16 protein-coding genes are annotated in these 20,331 nt (G+C 70.4%); 14 read left to right on the forward strand and 2 right to left on the reverse strand.

Annotation, left to right across the window (positions count from 1 at the left end; all coding sequences use genetic code 11):
• Window positions 1–13 precede the first annotated feature (13 nt).
• The 14 genes from ACGFYV_RS07325 (at window position 14) to recQ (ending at window position 17,778) form a co-directional block, all read left to right on the forward strand.
• Complete coding sequence (locus ACGFYV_RS07325) at window positions 14–568, forward strand: NuoB/complex I 20 kDa subunit family protein (protein WP_393877392.1); 555 nt, start codon at window positions 14–16, stop codon at window positions 566–568.
• Window positions 565–1,329 carry an NADH-quinone oxidoreductase subunit C gene (locus ACGFYV_RS07330; protein WP_393877393.1) on the forward strand — a complete coding sequence of 255 codons (765 nt, stop codon included), beginning with the start codon at window positions 565–567 and terminating at the stop codon, window positions 1,327–1,329. Before ACGFYV_RS07325 ends, ACGFYV_RS07330 begins: the two co-directional genes overlap by 4 nt.
• Entirely contained in the window at window positions 1,326–2,648 is a 1,323-nt protein-coding gene (locus ACGFYV_RS07335; RefSeq protein ID WP_393877394.1) for an NADH-quinone oxidoreductase subunit D, read from the forward strand. The genes ACGFYV_RS07330 and ACGFYV_RS07335 overlap by 4 nt, the downstream gene beginning before the upstream one ends.
• Window positions 2,645–3,427 carry an NADH-quinone oxidoreductase subunit NuoE gene (gene nuoE / locus ACGFYV_RS07340; RefSeq protein ID WP_393877395.1) on the forward strand — a complete coding sequence of 261 codons (783 nt, stop codon included), beginning with the start codon at window positions 2,645–2,647 and terminating at the stop codon, window positions 3,425–3,427. The genes ACGFYV_RS07335 and nuoE overlap by 4 nt, the downstream gene beginning before the upstream one ends.
• Complete coding sequence (gene nuoF, locus ACGFYV_RS07345) at window positions 3,427–4,773, forward strand: NADH-quinone oxidoreductase subunit NuoF (protein ID WP_393877396.1); 1,347 nt, start codon at window positions 3,427–3,429, stop codon at window positions 4,771–4,773. The genes nuoE and nuoF overlap by 1 nt, the downstream gene beginning before the upstream one ends.
• The gene (locus ACGFYV_RS07350) at window positions 4,770–7,274 is read left to right on the forward strand and encodes an NADH-quinone oxidoreductase subunit G (RefSeq protein WP_393877397.1); all 2,505 of its coding nucleotides are present in this window, start codon (window positions 4,770–4,772) and stop codon (window positions 7,272–7,274) included. Before nuoF ends, ACGFYV_RS07350 begins: the two co-directional genes overlap by 4 nt.
• The gene (gene nuoH / locus ACGFYV_RS07355; protein ID WP_393877398.1) at window positions 7,271–8,635 is read left to right on the forward strand and encodes an NADH-quinone oxidoreductase subunit NuoH; all 1,365 of its coding nucleotides are present in this window, start codon (window positions 7,271–7,273) and stop codon (window positions 8,633–8,635) included. The genes ACGFYV_RS07350 and nuoH overlap by 4 nt, the downstream gene beginning before the upstream one ends.
• Window positions 8,628–9,266, forward strand: a complete 639-nt coding sequence (gene nuoI / locus ACGFYV_RS07360; protein ID WP_393877399.1) for an NADH-quinone oxidoreductase subunit NuoI — start codon at window positions 8,628–8,630, stop codon at window positions 9,264–9,266. The genes nuoH and nuoI overlap by 8 nt, the downstream gene beginning before the upstream one ends.
• Entirely contained in the window at window positions 9,263–10,105 is an 843-nt protein-coding gene (locus ACGFYV_RS07365; protein WP_393877400.1) for an NADH-quinone oxidoreductase subunit J, read from the forward strand. The genes nuoI and ACGFYV_RS07365 overlap by 4 nt, the downstream gene beginning before the upstream one ends.
• On the forward strand, window positions 10,102–10,401 hold the full coding sequence (gene nuoK / locus ACGFYV_RS07370) for an NADH-quinone oxidoreductase subunit NuoK (protein WP_393877401.1): 300 nt from the start codon (window positions 10,102–10,104) through the stop codon (window positions 10,399–10,401). Before ACGFYV_RS07365 ends, nuoK begins: the two co-directional genes overlap by 4 nt.
• A 15-nt stretch (window positions 10,402–10,416) precedes the next feature.
• Window positions 10,417–12,312 carry an NADH-quinone oxidoreductase subunit L gene (gene nuoL / locus ACGFYV_RS07375; protein ID WP_393877402.1) on the forward strand — a complete coding sequence of 632 codons (1,896 nt, stop codon included), beginning with the start codon at window positions 10,417–10,419 and terminating at the stop codon, window positions 12,310–12,312.
• Window positions 12,313–12,317: 5 nt separating this feature from the next.
• Window positions 12,318–13,889: an NADH-quinone oxidoreductase subunit M gene (locus ACGFYV_RS07380; protein WP_393877403.1), complete on the forward strand. Its 1,572-nt coding sequence runs from the start codon at window positions 12,318–12,320 to the stop codon at window positions 13,887–13,889.
• The gene (nuoN, locus tag ACGFYV_RS07385) at window positions 13,886–15,535 is read left to right on the forward strand and encodes an NADH-quinone oxidoreductase subunit NuoN (protein WP_393877404.1); all 1,650 of its coding nucleotides are present in this window, start codon (window positions 13,886–13,888) and stop codon (window positions 15,533–15,535) included. The genes ACGFYV_RS07380 and nuoN overlap by 4 nt, the downstream gene beginning before the upstream one ends.
• Window positions 15,536–15,771: 236 nt before the next feature.
• Complete coding sequence (gene recQ, locus ACGFYV_RS07390; RefSeq protein ID WP_393877405.1) at window positions 15,772–17,778, forward strand: DNA helicase RecQ; 2,007 nt, start codon at window positions 15,772–15,774, stop codon at window positions 17,776–17,778.
• A gap of 89 nt (window positions 17,779–17,867) precedes the next feature.
• On the opposite strand, the gene ACGFYV_RS07395 is transcribed toward recQ, so the two are convergent.
• Together ACGFYV_RS07395 and fahA are read right to left on the reverse strand one after the other, a co-directional pair.
• Window positions 17,868–18,806, reverse strand: a complete 939-nt coding sequence (locus tag ACGFYV_RS07395; RefSeq protein ID WP_393877406.1) for a M56 family metallopeptidase — start codon at window positions 18,804–18,806, stop codon at window positions 17,868–17,870.
• Window positions 18,807–18,966: 160 nt separating this feature from the next.
• The gene (gene fahA / locus ACGFYV_RS07400) at window positions 18,967–20,184 is read right to left on the reverse strand and encodes a fumarylacetoacetase (RefSeq protein ID WP_393877407.1); all 1,218 of its coding nucleotides are present in this window, start codon (window positions 20,182–20,184) and stop codon (window positions 18,967–18,969) included.
• Window positions 20,185–20,331 lie beyond the last annotated feature (147 nt).

A 20,331-nucleotide genomic window follows, 5' to 3' on the forward strand; every position in this document is an offset into this window, starting at 1 on the left:
GGCCTTTAACGACATGGGACTCGAAGAAAAACTGCCGAGCGGTTTCCTGCTGACCACCGTCGAGCAGGCCGCGGGCTGGGTGCGCAAGGCGTCCGTCTTCCCGGCCACCTTCGGCCTGGCCTGCTGCGCCATCGAGATGATGACCACCGGCGCCGGACGCTACGACCTCGCCCGCTTCGGCATGGAGGTCTTCCGCGGCTCACCGCGCCAGGCCGACCTCATGATCGTCGCCGGCCGGGTCAGCCAGAAGATGGCACCGGTGCTGCGCCAGGTCTACGACCAGATGCCCAGCCCGAAATGGGTGATCTCCATGGGCGTCTGCGCCTCCTCGGGCGGCATGTTCAACAACTACGCGATCGTCCAGGGCGTCGACCACATCGTCCCCGTCGACATCTATCTGCCCGGCTGCCCGCCCCGGCCCGAGATGCTGATGGACGCGATCCTCAAGCTCCACCAGAAGATCCAGACCTCCAAGCTCGGCGTCAACGCCGAGGAGGCGGCCCGCGAGGCGGAGGAGGCGGCGCTCAAGGCCCTGCCCACCATCGAGATGAAGGGGCTGCTGCGGTGAGCGACGCGAACGGCACCAACGGCGCGAACGGGTCCGCGAACGGGGTGAACCCCGAGAAGGACCTCTCCGCCTCCAACCTCCCCGGCCAGCGCGGCCAGGGCGGCGAGGAGATCCGCGTCCAGCGCGGCATGTTCGGCGCCGACAACGGCGGCGACACCTCCGGCTACGGCGGCCTGGTCCGCTCGGTCCGGCTCCCGGGCCCCGCGAACAGGCCCTACGGCGGCTGGTTCGACGAGGTCGCCGACGAGCTGGAGGGCGCCCTGGAGGAACAGGGACTCCTGCCCGGCAACGCCATCGAGAAGACGGTCGTCGACCGCGGCGAGATCACCTTCCACATCGAGCGCGAGCACCTGCTCCGCGTCGCACAGACCCTGCGGGACGACCCCGCCCTGCGCTTCGAGCTGTGCACCGGCGTCAGCGGCGTCCACTACCCGAACGACAAGGGCCGCGAGCTGCACGCCGTCTACCACCTGCGCTCGATCACCCACAACCGGCTGGTCCGCCTCGAAGTGAGCGCGCCCGACAGCGACCGGCACATCCCGTCCCTGGTCTCCGTCTACCCGACCAACGACTGGCACGAGCGCGAGACCTACGACTTCTTCGGGATCGTCTTCGACGGTCACCCGGCCCTGACCCGGATCATGATGCCGGACGACTGGCAGGGCCACCCGCAGCGCAAGGACTACCCCCTCGGCGGCATCCCCGTCGAGTACAAGGGCGCCCAGATCCCGGCTCCGGACCAGCGGAGGTCGTACTCGTGAGCACACAGTCAGCATCCGCACGCGAGACCACCGAGGGCACCGTCTACACGGTCACCGGCGGCGACTGGGACGAGGTCGTCCAGTCGGCGGCCCGCGCCGACGACGAGCGCATCGTCGTCAACATGGGTCCCCAGCACCCGTCCACCCATGGAGTGCTCCGCCTCATCCTGGAGATCGAGGGCGAGACGGTCACCGAGGCCCGCTGCGGCATCGGCTACCTCCACACGGGCATCGAGAAGAACCTCGAGTACCGCACGTGGACGCAGGGCACCACGTTCGTGACGCGCATGGACTACCTGACGTCCTTCTTCAACGAGACCGCCTACTGCCTCGGCGTCGAGAAGCTCCTCGGCATCGAGGACGAGATCACCGAACGCGCCAAGATCATCCGGGTCCTCCTGATGGAGCTGAACCGGATGTCCTCCCACCTGGTGTGCATCGCCACCGGCGGCATGGAGCTGGGCGCCACCACGATCATGATCTACGGATTCCGTGATCGTGAAATGATTCTCGACATCTACGAGCTGGTCACCGGCCTGCGCATGAACCACGCGTACATCCGGCCCGGCGGACTCGCCCAGGACCTGCCGCCCGGCGCGGTGGACCAGATCCGCGAGTTCGTGAAGAAGATGAAGAAGAACCTCCCGGAGTACGACAAGCTCGCCACCGGGAACCCCATCTTCAAGGCCCGCATGCAGGACATCGGCTATCTCGACCTGGCCGGCTGCATGGCCCTCGGCGCCACCGGCCCGATCCTGCGCTCCGCCGGCCTCCCGCACGACCTGCGCAAGGCCCAGCCGTACTGCGACTACGAGACGTACGACTTCGACGTCCCGACCGCAGACACCTGCGACTCCTACGGCCGCTTCCTCGTCCGCCTGGAGGAGATGCGCCAGTCCCTCAGGATCGTCGAGCAGTGCCTGGACCGGCTCCAGCCCGGCCCGGTCATGGTCGCCGACAAGAAGATCGCCTGGCCCGCCCAGCTCGCCCTGGGACCGGACGGACTGGGCAACTCCCTCGACCACATCAAGAAGATCATGGGCACCTCCATGGAGGCCCTGATCCACCACTTCAAGCTGGTCACCGAGGGCTTCCGGGTCCCGCCGGGACAGGCGTACACGGCTGTCGAGTCGCCCAAGGGCGAGCTCGGGGTGCACGTCGTGTCCGACGGCGGCACCCGCCCCTACCGGGTCCACTTCCGCGACCCGTCCTTCACCAACCTGCAGGCCATGGCGGCGATGTGCGAGGGCGGCCAGGTCGCCGACGTGATCGTCGCCGTGGCGTCCATCGACCCCGTGATGGGAGGCGTCGACCGGTGACCACCTCTTCTTCGGAGCGGGGCGTCAGCCTGGGCATGCCCGAACTGCCCGCGCCCGCGTACCCGGACGACGTCCGGGCCCGGCTGGAGGCGGACGCGCGCGAGATCATCGCCCGCTACCCGGACTCCCGGTCCGCCCTGCTGCCCCTGCTCCACCTCGTGCAGTCGCAGGAGGGCCACGTCACGCGCACCGGAATGAAGTTCTGCGCGGACGTGCTCGACCTGACCACCGCCGAGGTCACCGCCGTCGCCACCTTCTACTCCATGTACCGGCGCAGGCCGTCCGGTGACTACCAGGTGGGCGTGTGCACCAACACGCTGTGCGCGGTGATGGGCGGCGACGAGATCTTCGAGACCCTCCAGGAACACCTGGGCGTCGGCAACGGCGAGACCACCGACGACGGGAAGGTCACCCTGGAGCACATCGAGTGCAACGCGGCCTGCGACTTCGCGCCGGTCGTGATGGTCAACTGGGAGTTCTTCGACAACCAGACCCCCGCCAGCGCCAAGCACCTCGTCGACGACCTCCGCGCGGGACGCCCCGTCGAGCCGACGCGAGGGGCGCGCCTGTGCACCTTCAAGGAGACCGCCCGGATCCTGGCCGGCTTCCCCGACGAGCGGCCCGGGGCCGTCGAGGAGAGCGGCAGCGCGGGACCCGCCTCGCTGGTGGGCCTTCGCCTGGCAAGGGGAGAGGCCGCACCCGCGCGCGTGGTCCATCCGCGGACCCAGGAACCCCAGGACGCGCCGCCCGCGACCCCGGCAGAAGAGGAGGGGGAGTGATGACGGTGGTACCCGAACTGAAGGACACCAGCCCCGAGAAGCTGCTCGCACCCGTGCTGTCGGCCTTCTGGGACGAGGACCGGTCCTGGTCCTTGGACGTCTACCGGAGGCACGAGGGGTACGAGGGGCTCCACAAGGCGCTCGCCATGTCGCCTGACGACCTGATCGCCTACGTCAAGGAATCAGGTCTGCGGGGGCGCGGCGGCGCGGGATTCCCGACGGGAATGAAATGGCAGTTCATTCCCCAGGGTGATGGAAAACCGCACTATCTAGTTGTCAACGCCGACGAATCGGAGCCGGGCACCTGCAAGGACATCCCGCTCCTCTTCGCGAACCCACATAGCCTCATCGAGGGCATGGTGATCGCGTGCTATGCCATCAGGTCGTCGCATGCCTTCATCTATCTGCGTGGTGAAGTCGTCCCCGTTCTGCGGCGGTTGCACGAGGCCGTGCGCGAGGCCTACGCGGCGGGCTACCTCGGCGAGAACATCCTGGGCAGCGGACTCGACCTCGAACTCACCGTGCACGCCGGCGCCGGCGCGTACATCTGCGGTGAGGAGACCGCACTGCTCGACTCGCTCGAAGGCCGCCGTGGTCAACCGCGGCTCCGTCCCCCTTTCCCTGCGGTGGAAGGCCTGTATGCCTGCCCCACTGTGGTGAACAACGTCGAGTCGATCGCGTCGGTTCCCGCTATTTTGCGAAATGGCAAAGAATGGTTCAGGGCGATGGGCAGCGAGAAGTCGCCCGGCTTCACGCTCTACTCGCTCAGCGGCCACGTCGCGAGCCCCGGCCAGTACGAGGCACCGCTCGGCATCACGCTGCGCCAGCTCCTCGACATGAGCGGCGGGATGCGCCCCGGACACCGGCTGAAGTTCTGGACGCCGGGCGGCTCCTCCACGCCGATGTTCACCGACGAGCACCTCGACGTCCCGCTCGACTACGAGGGTGTGGGCGCCGCCGGATCCATGCTCGGCACCAAGGCCCTGCAGTGCTTCGACGAGACGACCTGCGTGGTGCGGGCGGTGACCCGCTGGACCGAGTTCTACGCCCACGAGTCCTGCGGCAAGTGCACGCCCTGCCGCGAAGGCACGTACTGGCTCGTGCAGTTGCTGCGCGACATCGAGGCCGGCAAGGGCGCCATGTCCGACCTCGACAAGCTCAACGACATCGCCGACAACATCAACGGCAAGTCCTTCTGCGCCCTCGGTGACGGCGCCGCATCCCCGATCTTCTCCTCGCTGAAGTACTTCCGCGAGGAGTACGAGCAGCACATCACCGGCCGGGGCTGCCCCTTCGACCCGGCCAAGTCGACGGCCTGGGCGGACCGCCCGGAGGTGAACGCATGACCGTGACCACCAGCGCCCCCACCGGAGGGGGAGAGGCGGCGGTCCCGCCGGAGGACCTCGTCACGCTGACGATCGACGGCATCGAGATCAGCGTGCCCAAGGGCACCCTGGTCATCCGTGCCGCCGAGCAGGTCGGCGTCGAGATCCCCCGGTTCTGCGACCATCCGCTCCTCGACCCCGTCGGCGCCTGCCGCCAGTGCATCGTCGAGGTCGAGGGCCAGCGCAAGCCGATGGCGTCCTGCACCATCACGTGCACCGACGGCATGGTCGTGAAGACCCAGCTCACCTCGCCGGTCGCCGAGAAGGCCCAGCACGGGGTGATGGAGCTGCTGCTCATCAACCACCCGCTGGACTGCCCGGTCTGCGACAAGGGCGGCGAGTGCCCGCTGCAGAACCAGGCCATGTCGCACGGCAACGCCGAATCCCGCTTCGAGGGCCGCAAGCGGACCTACGAGAAGCCGGTCCCGATCTCCACCCAGGTGCTGCTGGACCGCGAGCGCTGCGTGCTGTGCGCCCGATGCACCCGCTTCTCCAACCAGATCGCGGGCGACCCGATGATCGAGCTGGTGGAGCGGGGCGCGCTCCAGCAGGTCGGCACCGGCGAGGGCGACCCGTTCGAGTCGTACTTCTCCGGCAACACCATCCAGATCTGCCCGGTCGGCGCGCTGACCTCGGCGGCCTACCGTTTCCGCTCCCGCCCCTTCGACCTGATCTCCTCACCGTCGGTGTGCGAGCACTGCGCGGGCGGCTGCGCGACCCGCACCGACCACCGGCGCGGCAAGGTCATGCGGCGGCTCGCGGCGAACGACCCCGAGGTCAACGAGGAGTGGATCTGCGACAAGGGACGCTTCGCGTTCCGCTACGCGCAGACGAAGGACCGCCTCGACACCCCGCTGGTCCGGGGCGCCGATGGCGTCCTGGAGCCCGCCTCCTGGCCGGAGGCCCTGGAAGCGGCCGCGCGCGGACTGACCGCCGCCCGCTCCCGCGCCGGTGTCCTCACCGGCGGCCGGCTCACCGTCGAGGACGCGTACGCGTACAGCAAGTTCGCGCGCGTGGCCCTCGACACCAACGACATCGACTTCCGCGCGCGCGTGCACAGCGCCGAGGAGACCGACTTCCTGGCCTCCCAGGTGGCCGGCCGCGGACACGACCTCGACGGTACGGGCGTCACGTACACCTCCCTGGAGAACGCACCGGCCGTCCTCCTCGTCGGGTTCGAGTCCGAGGAGGAGGCGCCCGGCGTCTTCCTGCGGCTGCGCAAGGCCTGGCGGGGGCACAAGCAGCAGGTGTTCTCGGTCGCCACGCACGCCACCCGGGGCCTGCGGAAGGCGGGCGGCACCCTGCTGCCGGCCGCGCCCGGCACCGAGACCGAGTGGCTGGACGCCCTCGCGAGCGGCTTCGGCCTGGAGGAGCCCGGCACGAAGGCCGCCGAGGCCCTGCGGGCCGAGGGCGCCGTGATCGTCGTCGGGGAGCGGCTCGCCGGGGTCGCCGGCGGCCTCACCGCCGCCGTCCGCGCCGCCACCGCGACCGGCGCCCGGCTGGTGTGGATCCCGCGCCGGGCGGGGGAGCGCGGCGCGATCGAGACCGGCGCGCTGGCGTCGCTGCTGCCGGGCGGCCGGCCCGCCACCGACCCCCGCGCGCGGGAGGAGGTCGCCGCGGCCTGGGGGCTCGCCGAACTCCCGGGGCGCTACGGCCGCGACACCCACCAGATCGTCGAGGCCGCCGCCACCGGCGAGCTGTCCGCCCTGGTGGTCGCCGGTGTGGAGGTCGCCGACCTGCCCGACCCGGCACGCGCGCGTGAGGCGCTCGACAGCGTGGGCTTCCTGGTCTCCCTTGAGCTGCGGCCCAGCGAGGTCACCGAGCACGCCGACGTCGTCCTGCCGGTCGCCGCGGTCGCCGAGAAGGCCGGCACCTTCCTCAACTGGGAGGGCAGGGTGCGCCTCTTCGACGCCGCCCTCAAGCCCGAGCAGATGACCCGCCGCCTCGCCCCGACCGACGGGCGCGTGCTGCAGATGCTGGCCGACGCCATGGACGTCCACCTGGGCCTGCCGGACCTGCGCACCACGCGCGCGGAGATCGACCGGCTCGGCTCCTGGGGCGGCTTGAGGGCCACCGAGCCCGTCGAGTCCGGGGGCGCGCTGCCCCGGCCCGCCGCGGGCGAGGCCGTGCTCGCCGGGCACCGGCTGCTGCTCGACCAGGGCGTCCTCCAGGAGGGCGACGAGGCGCTCGCCGGCACCCGGCACGCCGCACGCGCGCGCGTGTCGCCCGCCACGGCCGCCGAGGCGGGCGTCAAGGACGGCGATCTCCTCGCCGTCACCGGCCCGGCCGGCACCACCGAATTCCCGCTCCAGGTCACCGAGATGCCCGACCGGGTGGTCTGGCTCCCGCTGAACTCCGCCGGCCGGGGCGTCGCCTCCGACACCGGCGCACAGCCCGGCTCCCTCGTCCGCATCGGCCCGGCGACCCTCGCCGAAGAGGCCCCCAAGGAGGTGGAGGCATGAGCCCGTACCTCGCCGCTGAAGACCTCTCGATGTTCGGCCGCGACCCCTGGTGGCTGGTCGTCGTCAAGGCGGTGTTCTGCTTCGCCTTCCTGATGGTGACCGTGCTGTTCTCCATCGTGTGGGAGCGCAAGGTCGTCGCCTGGATGCAGCTGCGCATCGGCCCCAACCGGCACGGCCCCTGGGGCATGCTCCAGTCGCTCGCCGACGGCGTGAAGCTGATGCTCAAGGAAGACCTCATCGTCAAGCGCGCCGACAAGGCGGTCTACGTCCTGGCGCCGATCGTCGCGGCCATCCCGGCCTTCATGGCGATCGCGGTGATCCCCTTCGGCCCGGCCGACAACGAGATCTCCATCTTCGGCACCCGCACCACGATGCAGCTCACCGACCTGCCGATCGCGATGCTCTACATCCTCGCGGTCGCCTCCGTCGGCATCTACGGCATCGTGCTGGCGGGCTGGAGCTCCGGATCCACCTACCCGCTCCTCGGCGGTCTGCGCTCCTGCGCGCAGATGATCTCCTACGAGATCGCGATGGGCGCCGCGTTCGCCTCCGTGTTCCTGTACTCGGGGTCGATGTCGACGTCCACGATCGTCGAGCAGCAGCACGACCGCTGGTACATCCTGCTGCTGCCGGTCTCCTTCATCCTCTACATCGTCACGATGGTCGGCGAGACCAACCGCGCCCCCTTCGACATGCCGGAGTCCGAGGGAGACCTGGTCGGCGGCTTCAACACCGAGTACTCGTCCATCAAGTTCGCGATGTTCATGCTCGCCGAGTACGTGAACATGGTGACGGTCTCGGCGGTCGCGACCACGCTGTTCCTCGGCGGCTGGCGCGCCCCCTGGCCCATCAGCACCTTCTGGGAGGGTGCGAACCACGGCTGGTGGCCGATGCTCTGGTTCGTCATCAAGGTGCAACTGCTGCTGTTCGGCTTCATCTGGCTGCGCGGCACGCTGCCCCGCGTCCGCTACGACCAGCTGATGAAGCTCGGCTGGAAGGTCCTCATCCCGGTCTCCGTGACCTGGCTGATGCTCGTCGCGACGGTCCGGGCCCTGCGCAACGCGAACTACGACTTCGCCGACATCGCGCTTTACGTCGGCGGCGGCGTCCTCGCCCTGCTGCTGATCTCCTTCGTCGCCGACATGTTCCGCGACAAGGGGAAGGCGGCCGAGGAGGCCGCCGGACCGCAGCCCGGATTCGACCCGATGGCGGGCGGATTCCCCGTGCCGCCACTGCCCGGACAGGAGCTGCCGCCGGTGCCGAGGCGCCGCCCGCACCGCGAGCGGGAGCTGATTGTCAGTGGAGGGTCGGACACTGTCAGTGACGGATCTTCGGATGGAAAGGAGGCGTCCGATGGCTGAGGAGCCTACGGAGGCCGGGCAGACGAAGCCCGGCTTCCTGAACCCGGTGGCCGGCTTCGGCGTGACCTTCAAGGCCATGTTCAAGAAGCGGCTGACCGAGCAGTACCCGGAGCAGAAGAAGACCACGGCTCCGCGGTTCCACGGACGGCACCAGCTCAACCGCCATCCGGACGGCCTGGAGAAGTGCGTCGGCTGCGAGCTGTGCGCCTGGGCCTGCCCCGCCGACGCCATCTACGTCGAGGGCGCCGACAACACCGACGAGGAGCGCTACTCGCCGGGCGAGCGCTACGGCCGCGTCTACCAGATCAACTACGCCCGCTGCATCCTGTGCGGCCTGTGCATCGAGGCGTGCCCCACGCGCGCGCTGACGATGACCAACGAGTTCGAACTGGCCGACTCCAGCCGCGCCAACCTCATCTACACCAAGGAGCAGCTGCTCGCCGGTCTTGAGGAGGGCATGGTCGACACGCCCCACTCGATCTTCCCCGGAGCCGACGAACAGGACTACTACCGGGGCCTGGTGACGGAGGCCGCGCCCGGGACCGTACGGCAGGTGGCCGTGTCCAACGGCGAACAGCCTCAACCGGCAGGCCCTTCGGGCGCGGCGGAAGACCAGGAGGTGGAGGCATGAGCGCGCAGCTCGCGGCCTACACCACCTCCACCGGTGAGGCCTTCCAGTTCTGGGTCCTCGGCACGGTCGCGGTGATCGGCGCCCTGGGTACCGTCTTCATGAAGAAGGCCGTGCACAGCGCGCTCAGCCTCGCCGGGACCATGATCGTCCTGGCGGTCTTCTACCTCGCCAACGGCGCCTACTTCCTGGGCATCGTGCAGATCGTCGTCTACACCGGCGCGATCATGATGCTGTTCCTGTTCGTGGTGATGCTCGTCGGCGTCACGGCCGCGGACTCGCTGAAGGAGACCATCAAGGGCCAGCGCTGGCTGGCCCTGCTGTGCGGGGTCGGCTTCGGCGTCCTGCTCTTCGCGGGCATCGCGAACGCCTCCCTGAAGGAGTTCAACGGCACGGGACAGGCGAACGCGGGCGGCAACGTGGAGGGCCTCGCGTCCCTCCTCTTCACGAAGTACGTGTTCGCCTTCGAGATCACCGGCGCCCTGCTGATCACGGCGGCCGTCGGCGCCATGGTGCTCACCCACCGCGAGCGCACGGAACGCCCGAAGACCCAGCGCGAGCTGGCCGAGCAGCGCGTCCGCGACGGCAAGCACCTCCCGCCGCTGCCCGCCCCGGGTGTCTACGCCCGGCACAACGCCGTGGACATCGCCGGCCTGCTGCCCGACGGCACCCCGTCCGAGCTGACCGTCAACAAGACGCTGCGCGAGCGCGGCCAGATCCGTGACGTGTCCACGGAGGCGCTGAACGACCTGCGGGCCCTGGAGCAGCGTTCCGAGGAACGTCTGGAGCGGACCGAGATCGAGCCGACGACGTTCAAGCGGCCCGAGGAGGCGTCGAAGTGAACCCCGTCAACTACCTCTATCTCGCCGCTCTGCTGTTCACCGTCGGCGCGAGCGGGGTGCTGATCCGGCGCAACGCGATCGTCGTGTTCATGTGCATCGAGCTGATGCTCAACGCCTGCAACCTCGCGTTCGTCGTCTTCTCCCGGATGCACGGCAATCTCGACGGCCAGATCGTCGCCTTCTTCACGATGGTCGTCGCCGCCGCGGAGGTCGTGGTGGGTCTCGCGATCATCGTGTCGCTGTTCCGCACCCGCCACTCGGCCTCGGTCGACGACGCCAGCCTGATGAAGCTGTAAGGGGTCGGAAGAATCGTGGACAACCTGATCGCGCTGCTCGTCGCGGCGCCCCTGCTCGGAGCGGCCGTCCTCCTGGTCGGCGGCCGGCGCCTGGACGCCGTCGGCCACTGGATCGGCACCCTGCTGTCGGCCGCCTCCTTCGTGGTCGGCCTGATCCTCTTCGCCGACCTGCTCGGCAAGGACGCCGAACACCGCACTCTGACCCAGCACCTGTGGACCTGGATCCCGGTCGGCGGCTTCCAGGCGGACGTCACCTTCCGCCTGGACCAGCTGTCGATGACGTTCGTCCTGCTGATCACCGGCGTCGGCTCGCTGATCCACCTGTACTCGGTCGGGTACATGGAGCACGACGAGCGCCGCCGCCGCTTCTTCGGCTATCTGAACCTGTTCCTCGCGGCGATGCTCCTGCTCGTCCTCGCCGACAACTACCTGCTGCTGTACGTCGGCTGGGAGGGCGTCGGACTCGCCTCCTACCTGCTGATCGGCTTCTGGCAGCACAAGCCCAGCGCCGCGACGGCCGCGAAGAAGGCCTTCCTGGTCAACCGTGTCGGCGACATGGGCCTGTCGATCGCGATCATGCTGATGTTCACCACCTTCGGCAGCTTCGCCTTCGGCCCCGTCCTCACCCACACCGGCGGCGCCTCCGAGGGCAGGCTCACCGCGATCGGCCTGATGCTGCTGCTCGCCGCGTGCGGCAAGTCGGCCCAGGTGCCGCTGCAGTCCTGGCTCGGGGACGCCATGGAGGGCCCGACCCCGGTCTCGGCCCTGATCCACGCCGCGACCATGGTGACCGCGGGCGTCTACCTGATCGTCCGCTCCGCCGCGATCTTCAACGCGGCCCCCGACGCGCAGCTCGCCGTCACCGTCGTCGGCGCCGTCACGCTCCTGTTCGGTGCGATCGTCGGTTGCGCGAAGGACGACATCAAGAAGGCGCTGGCCGGCTCGACCATGTCGCAGATCGGCTACATGGTGCTGGCGGCGGGCCTCGGCCCGATCGGCTACGTCTTCGCGATCATGCACCTGGTCACGCACGGCTTCTTCAAGGCCGGGCTCTTCCTCGGCGCCGGTTCGGTCATGCACGGCATGAACGACGAGGTGGACATGCGCCACTACGGTGGCCTCAGGAAGTACATGCCGATCACGTTCGTCACGTTCGGCCTCGGCTACCTCGCCATCATCGGCTTCCCGTTCCTGTCCGGCTTCTACTCCAAGGACGCCATCATCGAGGCGGCCTTCGCGAAGGGCGGCACCCAGGGCTGGATCCTCGGCGGCGTGGCCCTGCTGGGCGCGGCCATCACCGCGTTCTACATGACGCGCGTGATGCTGATGACCTTCTTCGGCGACAAGCGCTGGCAGCCCGACGCCGAAGGCCACGAGCCGCACCCGCACGAGTCCCCGAACGTCATGACGATCCCGATGATCGTGCTCGCCGTCGGGTCGGTCGGCGCGGGCTTCTTCTTCCACCTCGGCGACCGCTTCGTCAACTGGCTGGAGCCCATCACCGGGCACAGCGAGGGGAACTCCCCGGTCAGCGCCATGACCGTCACCGGTGCGACGCTGGTCTGCCTGGTCGTCGGCGTCGGCCTCGCCTACGCCATGTACGGGCGGGGGCCGGTCCCCGCCGTCGCCCCGCGCGGCTCCCTGCTCACCCGGGCCGCCCGGCGCGACCTGCTCCAGGACGACTTCAACCACGTGGTCCTGGTGCGCGGCGGCGAGCACCTCACGCGCTCCCTGGTCTACGTGGACCACACCCTGGTCGACGGTGTCGTCAACGGCACCGCGGCGGGCATCGGCGGCCTGTCCGGGCGGCTGCGCCGGATCCAGAACGGCTTCGCCCGCTCCTACGCGGTCTCGATGTTCGGCGGTGCCGCACTCCTGGTCGCCGCGACCCTGCTGATGAGGGCGGTCTGATACCGATGTCCTTTCCTCTGCTGACAGCGACGGCGGCGCTCCCGGCCATCGGGGCCATCGCCACGGCCGCCGTACCGGCCAGGCAGCGCACCGCCGCCAAATGGCTGGCGCTGCTGGTCTCGCTCGCGACCCTCGCCCTGGCGGTCGTCGTCCTGGTCCGCTTCGACCCGGACGGCGCCCGGTACCAGCTCACCGAATCCCACGCCTGGATCAGGGACTTCGGGGTCCGTTACGAACTGGGCGTCGACGGCATCGGGGTGGCGCTGGTCGCGCTGACCGCCCTGCTGATCCCGTTCATCGTCCTCGCGGGCTGGCACGACGCCGACCCGCTGGAGACGGGCAGCAAGCGGTGGCGGCCCACCCAGGGCTTCTTCGCCCTGATCCTGGCCGTCGAGGCGATGGTGCTCATCTCCTTCGAGGCCACCGACGTCTTCGTCTTCTACATCTTCTTCGAAGCCATGCTCATCCCGATGTACTTCCTCATCGGCGGTTTCGGGGACCGTGCCCACGAGCACGGCGAGCAGGCGGCCGCCACGCAACGGTCGTACGCGGCCGTGAAGTTCCTCCTCTACAACCTGGTCGGCGGCCTGATCATGCTGGCCGCGGTGATCGGCCTCTACGTGGTCGCCGGGAACTTCAGCCTCCAGGAGATCGCGCAGGCCCGCGCGAGCGGCACGCTGCACATGGCGACGGACACCGAACGCTGGCTGTTCCTCGGCTTCTTCTTCGCCTTCGCGGTGAAGGCGCCGCTGTGGCCGCTGCACACCTGGCTGCCCAACGCCATGCAGGAGGCCACCACCCCGGTCGCCGTCCTCATCACCGCGGTCGTCGACAAGGTGGGCACCTTCGCGATGCTCCGCTTCTGCCTCCAGCTGTTCCCGGAAGCCTCGAAGTGGGCGACGCCCGCGATCCTCGTCCTGGCGCTGATCAGCATCGTCTACGGCGCACTGCTCGCCGTCGGCCAGCGCGACATCAAGCGCCTGGTGGCCTACGCGTCGATCTCCCACTTCGGCTTCATCATCATGGGCATCTTCGCGATGACCAGCCAGGGCCAGTCCGGCGCCACGCTCTACATGGTCAACCACGGCATCTCCACGGCCGCGCTGATGCTGGTCGCCGGCTTCCTGATCTCCCGGCGCGGCTCGCGGCTCATCGCCGACTACGGCGGTGTGCAGAAGGTCGCCCCGGTGCTCGCCGGCACGTTCCTGATCGGCGGCCTCGCCACCCTCTCGCTGCCCGGCCTCGCGCCGTTCGTGAGCGAGTTCCTGGTGCTGGTCGGCACGTTCACGCGCTACCCGGCGATCGGCATCGTCGCCACCTTCGGCATCGTCCTCGCCGCGCTCTACACCCTCGTCCTGTACCAGCGGACGATGACGGGCCCGGTGAAGCCGGAGGTCTCCGCGATGCCCGACCTGCGTCCGCGTGAACTGCTGGTCGTCGCCCCGCTGATCGTGCTGCTGATCTTCCTGGGCGTCTACCCGAAGCCCGTCACGGACATCGTCAATCCGGCGGTCAAGCAGACCATGTCCGATGTACACAAGACCGACCCCAAGCCCTCGGTGGAGGCGGCCAAGTGAGCGCAACAGCCGTCCACAGCCTGTGGACAACCGCGGCCGAGCCGATCTCGAAGATCCCGGCACCGAAGATCGAATACGGGCAGTTGTCGCCGACCCTGATCGTCGTCGGCGCGGCGCTGGTCGGGGTGCTCGTCGAGGCCTTCGTCCCGCGCAGGTCCCGCTACTACGCGCAGGTCCTCGTCTCCGTCGTCGCGCTGTGCGCCGCGTTCGCCGCGGTCGTCGCCCTCGCGGCCGGCGGGTACGGCACCACGAAGGCGCACATCGCGGCGATGGGCGCGATCGCGGTCGACGGACCGTCCCTGTTCCTGCAGGGCACGATCCTGCTGGCCGGTCTCGTCGGCCTGTTCACCTTCGCCGAACGGCGCCTTGACCCGCAGGCCCACGGCAACCGGGTGGACTCCTTCGCCGCGCAGGCCGCGTCCGTGCCGGGCAGCGACAGCGAGAAGGCGGCGGTGAAGGCGGGCTTCACCACCACCGAGGCCTTCCCGCTCCTCCTCTTCGCGGTCTCCGGCATGCTGGTCTTCACGTCGGCCAACGACCTGCTGACCCTCTTCGTGGCCCTGGAGGTCTTCTCCCTCCCGCTGTACCTGCTGTGCGCGCTGGCCCGCCGCAAGCGGCTGATGTCGCAGGAGGCCGCGGTCAAGTACTTCCTGCTCGGCGCGTTCGCCTCGGCGTTCACGCTGTTCGGCATCGCCCTGCTGTACGGCTACGCGGGCTCGGTGTCGTACGCGCGCATCGCGCAGGTCGTCGACGGCTCGGTCACCGACGTCGACCCGGCGCTCGCGAACACGATGGGCAACGACGCACTGCTGCTCATCGGCGCGGCCCTGATCGTGATGGGCCTGCTGTTCAAGGTGGCCGCGGTCCCGTTCCACATGTGGACGCCCGACGTCTACCAGGGCGCGCCGACCCCGGTGACCGGCTTCATGGCGGCGGCGACGAAGGTCGCGGCGTTCGGCGCGCTGCTGCGCCTGCTGTACGTCGTCCTGCCCGGGATGCGCTGGGACTGGCGGCCGGTCATGTGGGCCGTCGCGATCATCACCATGCTGGGCGGCGCGATCCTCGCGATCACGCAGACCGACATCAAGCGGCTGCTGGCGTACTCGTCCATCGCGCACGCCGGGTTCATCCTCGCGGGTGTCATCGCCACGTCGAAGGACGGCGTCTCCTCGGTCCTGTTCTACCTGGCCGGCTACTCCTTCGTGACGATCGGCGCCTTCGCCGTGGTCACGCTGGTGCGCGACGCGGGCGGCGAGGCGACCCACCTGTCCAAGTGGGCGGGGCTCGGGCGCCGCTCCCCGCTGGTGGCGGCGGTCTTCGCGGTGTTCCTGCTGGCCTTCGCCGGCATCCCGCTGACCTCCGGCTTCGCCGGGAAGTTCGCCGTGTTCAAGGCGGCGGCGGACGGCGGCGCGGCCCCGCTGGTCGTGGTCGGTGTGATCTCCTCGGCGATCGCCGCGTTCTTCTACATCCGGGTGATCGTGCTGATGTTCTTCAGCGAGCCGAAGCCGGAGGGCCCGACCGTGGCCGTGCCCTCACCCCTGACGATGGCGACGATCGGCATCGGCGTGGCGGCGACGCTGGTCCTCGGTGTGGCCCCGCAGTACTTCCTGGACCTGGCGAACCACGCGAGCGTGTTCGTGCGCTGACGCTGCGCTCGCTCCGGGGCGACGGCCCGGCACCCGCGACCGGGTGCCGGGCCGTCGTGTTCACCGCGGGGGCGGGGCCAGGCGGGAGTGAGGGCGGGGGCGGAGGCGAGGGCGAGGGCGGGGGCGAACCTGTGGATAACTCCGGGGCTGTCGGTGGGGACCCCTATCGTTGAGGCAGTGGTCGAGGGACGACGTACGGGGGCACGGCGATAGGCGGGACGGGCGTGATCAAGGAGATGGCAGAGGCTGCCGAGAGTGCCGGGAGCGAGGCGGTCGCCACGCTGCACCGGGTCTTCGGGTACGAGGCCTTCCGCGGCGAGCAGGAAGCGATCGTCGAGCACGTGGTCGGGGGCGGCGACGCCCTCGTCCTGATGCCGACGGGTGGCGGCAAGTCGCTGTGCTACCAGATCCCGGCCCTGGTGAGGCCCGGTACGGGCGTGGTGGTCTCCCCGCTGATCGCGCTGATGCAGGACCAGGTGGACGCCCTGCGCGCCCTCGGTGTGCGGGCCGGCTTCATCAACTCCACGCAGGACTTCGACGAGCGGCGCGTGGTCGAGGCCGAGTTCCTCGCCGGGGAGCTGGACCTGCTGTACCTGGCCCCGGAGCGGCTGCGTGTGGAGGCCACGCTCGACCTGCTCTCCCGCGGCAAGATCTCCGTCTTCGCGATCGACGAGGCGCACTGCGTGTCCCAGTGGGGCCACGACTTCCGCCCCGACTACCTCTCCCTGTCCCTGCTCGGCGAGCGCTGGCCCGACGTCCCCCGGATCGCGCTCACGGCCACGGCGACCCACGCCACCCACCAGGAGATCACCCAGCGCCTGAACCTGCCGACGGCCCGCCACTTCGTCGCCAGCTTCGACCGGCCCAACATCCAGTACCGGATCGTGCCCAAGGCCGACCCCAAGAAGCAGCTGCTCGCCTTCCTGCGGGAGGAGCACCCGGGCGACGCCGGCATCGTGTACTGCCTCTCCCGCAACTCGGTGGAGCGCACGGCCGAGTTCCTCAGCGCCAACGGCGTCGAGGCGGTGCCCTACCACGCGGGCCTGGACGCGGGCACGCGCGCGGCCCACCAGTCCCGGTTCCTGCGCGAGGACGGCCTGGTCGTGGTCGCGACCATCGCGTTCGGCATGGGCATCGACAAGCCGGACGTCCGTTTCGTCGCCCACCTCGACCTGCCCAAGTCGATCGAGGGCTACTACCAGGAGACCGGCCGCGCGGGCCGCGACGGCCTCGCCTCCACCGCCTGGATGGCCTACGGCCTCAACGACGTCGTGCAGCAGCGCAAGCTGATCCAGCTCGGCGAGGGCGACGAGGCGTTCCGCCGCCGGGCGGCCTCCCACCTCGACGCGATGCTCGCCCTGTGCGAGACCGCCGGCTGCCGACGCGGCCGGCTGCTCGCCTACTTCGGCCAGGAACCGGGGACCTCGGGCTGCGGCAACTGCGACACCTGCCTGACCCCGCCGGAGACCTGGGACGGCACGGTGGCCGCGCAGAAGGTGCTGTCGACGGTGGTGCGGCTGCAGCGCGAGCGCGGGCAGAAGTTCGGCGCCCTGCAGATCGTCGACATCCTGCTCGGCAAGCGCACCGCCAAGGTGATCCAGTTCGACCACGACCAGCTGTCCGTGTTCGGCATCGGCCAGGACCTCTCCGAGGGCGAGTGGCGGGGCGTCGTCCGGCAGCTGCTGGCCCAGGGGCTACTGGCGGTCGAGGGGGAGTACGGCACGCTCGTGCTGACCGGGACGAGCGGCGAGGTGCTGCGCAGAGAGCGGGAGGTGCCGCTGCGCAAGGAACCGAAGAAGCCGTCCGTCTCCCGGTCCGGTTCCGGTTCTGGTTCCGGCGCGGGTTCCGGCCGTGGCGGCGGCAAGGCCAAGGCCGCCGTTGTCGAGCTGCCCGAGGAGCTGCTCCCCGCCTTCGAGGCGCTGCGCGTCTGGCGCACCGGGCAGGCCCGGGAACAGGGCGTCCCGCCGTACATCATCTTCAACGACGCGACCCTGCGCGCGATCGTCTCCCGCATGCCGGGCTCGGTGCGCGAGCTGGCCACGGTCAGCGGGGTCGGCGAGAAGAAGCTGGCGACGTACGGCGAGGAGGTCCTCGCGGTACTGGCCACCCTGGACGGTGCCGCCGGCTCAGCATCAGTCGCCGGTGCCGCCGGCTCCGTCGGTGAGCCGCCCGCACCCGGCGAGTCACCCGCGGACGACTGGCCCGCGGACGAGCCGGAACCGGAGCCGGAGGACTGGATATAGGGGCCCGGGGCCGACCAGTCGGAGCGGCTCGGGGCTGACCGGTCCGAGCGGCCGGTCCGAGCGGCTCGGGGCCGGCCGGAACCGGCGCCTCAGGACAGTGCCGTCAGTCCCGGGGCGAAGGTGATGAGCAGCGGCAGCAGCGGCACCAGCGCCGCCACCGTCGTCGTCAGCGCCCGGTGCCTGCGCAGCAGCCGCGGCGGCGGCTCCAGAAGGCGGTCGACGCGCTCGCCGAGGAGACGGTTGCTGGAGGCGCAGGACAGGACACCCCGGTGCTGGTTCAGCTCGATCAGGGCGAGGGCGGTGGTGAGGTGGCCGCAGCGCCGGGAGGCGGTGTCGTCGGCGGCCAGCTCGACCAGTCGGTGCGTCTGGTCGCAGAAGTGGGCGAAGAGCGGGACACGCGGGAAACCGGTGGCGAGGGCGGTGGACAGGTGGAGCAGCCAGTCGTGGTGGGCGCGGGCGTGGCCGCGCTCGTGGGTGAGGACCGCGTCCAGCTGGTGGTCGGTCAGGCGCTGCAGCGCCCCCGTGGTCACGACCAGCTGGGGCGGGTGGCCGGGCATCCACCAGGCGTCCGGGTACTCGTCCTCCAGCACCAGCATCGGCCCCCGCGTCGCGGGCAGCCCCGCGGGCAGGTCGGGGGCGCGTTCGCGCAGCTGGGCGCGGGCCTGGCCGCGGTGGCGGCGCATCTCGGTCAGCTCCCGGGCGAGCATCGCGGTCGTCCAGGCGGCCCCGCAGGCCAGCAGCACGGTGAGGGCGGTGGCCCACACCGGAGCGGTGGACAGGTCGTACGCGGCGGTGACCGCGGGCGGCGCGGGCGCGAACACCCGGTCGCGGACGGTGTGGAAGACGGCCGCCGTGCCCAGCACCAGCGCGGTCAGACAGCACAGCAGGACCGTGACGACGAGGCACTGCCACACCCACAGGGCGACCACGGGTTCCCGCTCGGGCCACACGGCCCGGGTCAGCGCGCGCGGCACCGGTACGGCGGCTGTCAGGCCGACGACGGTCAGCAGGAGCAGGCAGATGGCCATGCCGGGGCTCCGGTTCCTGGTCGGAGAGGGGGCGGGGCAGGTGGTGCGGGGTGACACGCCGAGGGCGCGTCGCGTGGTGCGTGTCCCCGCCAGTATGACGGGGACACGGCCACGCGTCAGGTGTCCGGCTCCGATCGCGTCGCGCCCGGTGGTTGCTGGCTCAGCCCGACACGACGCGCCCGCTGACCTCGCCCAGGCCGACCCGGCTCCCGTCCTCGCCGGGCGCCCACGCCGTCATCGTCACGACATCGCCGTCCTCCAGGAACGCGCGCTTGCCGTCGGGGAGTTCGAGCGGGTCGCGGCCGTTCCAGGTCAGCTCCAGCAGGGAGCCGCGCTGGTGGTGCGCCGGGCCGCTGACCGTGCCCGAGCCGTACAGGTCACCGGTGCGCAGCGAGGCCCCGTTGACGGTCATGTGGGCGAGCTGCTGGGCGGCGGTCCAGTACATGGTGGAGAACGGCGGCTCGGACACCACCTGGCCGTTGACGGCGACGGAGATCCGCAGGTCGTAGCCGCCGGGCTCGATCCCGGGGGCCGCGTCGTCCAGGTAGGGCAGCAGCGGGTGCGTGCGCTCGGGCGGTGCCACGCGCGCGCTGTCCAGCGCCTCCAGCGGGGTGATCCACGCCGACACCGAGGTCGCGAAGGACTTGCCGAGGAACGGTCCGAGGGGGACGTACTCCCAGGCCTGGATGTCCCGCGCCGACCAGTCGTTCAGCAGGCAGAGACCGAAGACGTGCTCGCGGAAGTCGCCGAGTGCGACCGGGCGGCCCGGTGCGGAGGGCGCGCCGACCACGAAGCCGACCTCCGCCTCGATGTCGAGCCGGACGGAGGGGCCGAAGACGGGGGCCGGGTCGCCGGGGCCCTTGCGCTGCCCGGACGGCCGTACGACGTCCGTGCCCGAGACCACGACGGTGCCGGAGCGGCCGTGGTAACCGATCGGCAGGTGCTTCCAGTTGGGGGTCAGGGAGTCCTCGGCGTCCGGGCGGAAGATCTGGCCGACGTTGCGGGCGTGGTTCTCGGAGGCGTAGAAGTCGACGTAGTCGGCCACCTCGAAGGGCAGGTGCAGGGTCACCGACGACAAGGGGTGGAACAGCGGCTCGATCGCGGAGCGGTGGGAGGGCACCGTCACCCACGCCGTCAGCGCGCGCCGCACGTCCGACCAGGCGGTGCGCCCGGCCGCCAGCAGCGCGTCCAGGCCGGGCCGGGCGAGCAGGGAGACGTACGGGGAGCCGAGCGCGGCGGCTGCGGCGCCCGCGTCGAGGACGTGGTCACCGAGCCGGACGCCGACCCTGCGCTCCGCGCCGCCGGCGGGCGAGAACACACCATAGGGAAGATTGTGCGGACCGAAGGGGTCGCCCTCGGGGACGTCGAAGGGGGGCATGGGGTACTGCCTCGCTCTCATCCTGGCCGTGCATGGCGCTGTGTTCCATGTGGTCGCGCCACACGTTACGGCCGAGGTGCGCTTCTTGGGCAGTGCCTCCGGGGGCGCCCCGGCGGTGTCGCACGGGGCAGGGCAGCGCACAAGTGC

It is taken from the genome of Streptomyces sp. NPDC048297 (genome assembly GCF_043201585.1).
Taxonomy (GTDB): Bacteria; Actinomycetota; Actinomycetes; order Streptomycetales; family Streptomycetaceae; genus Streptomyces.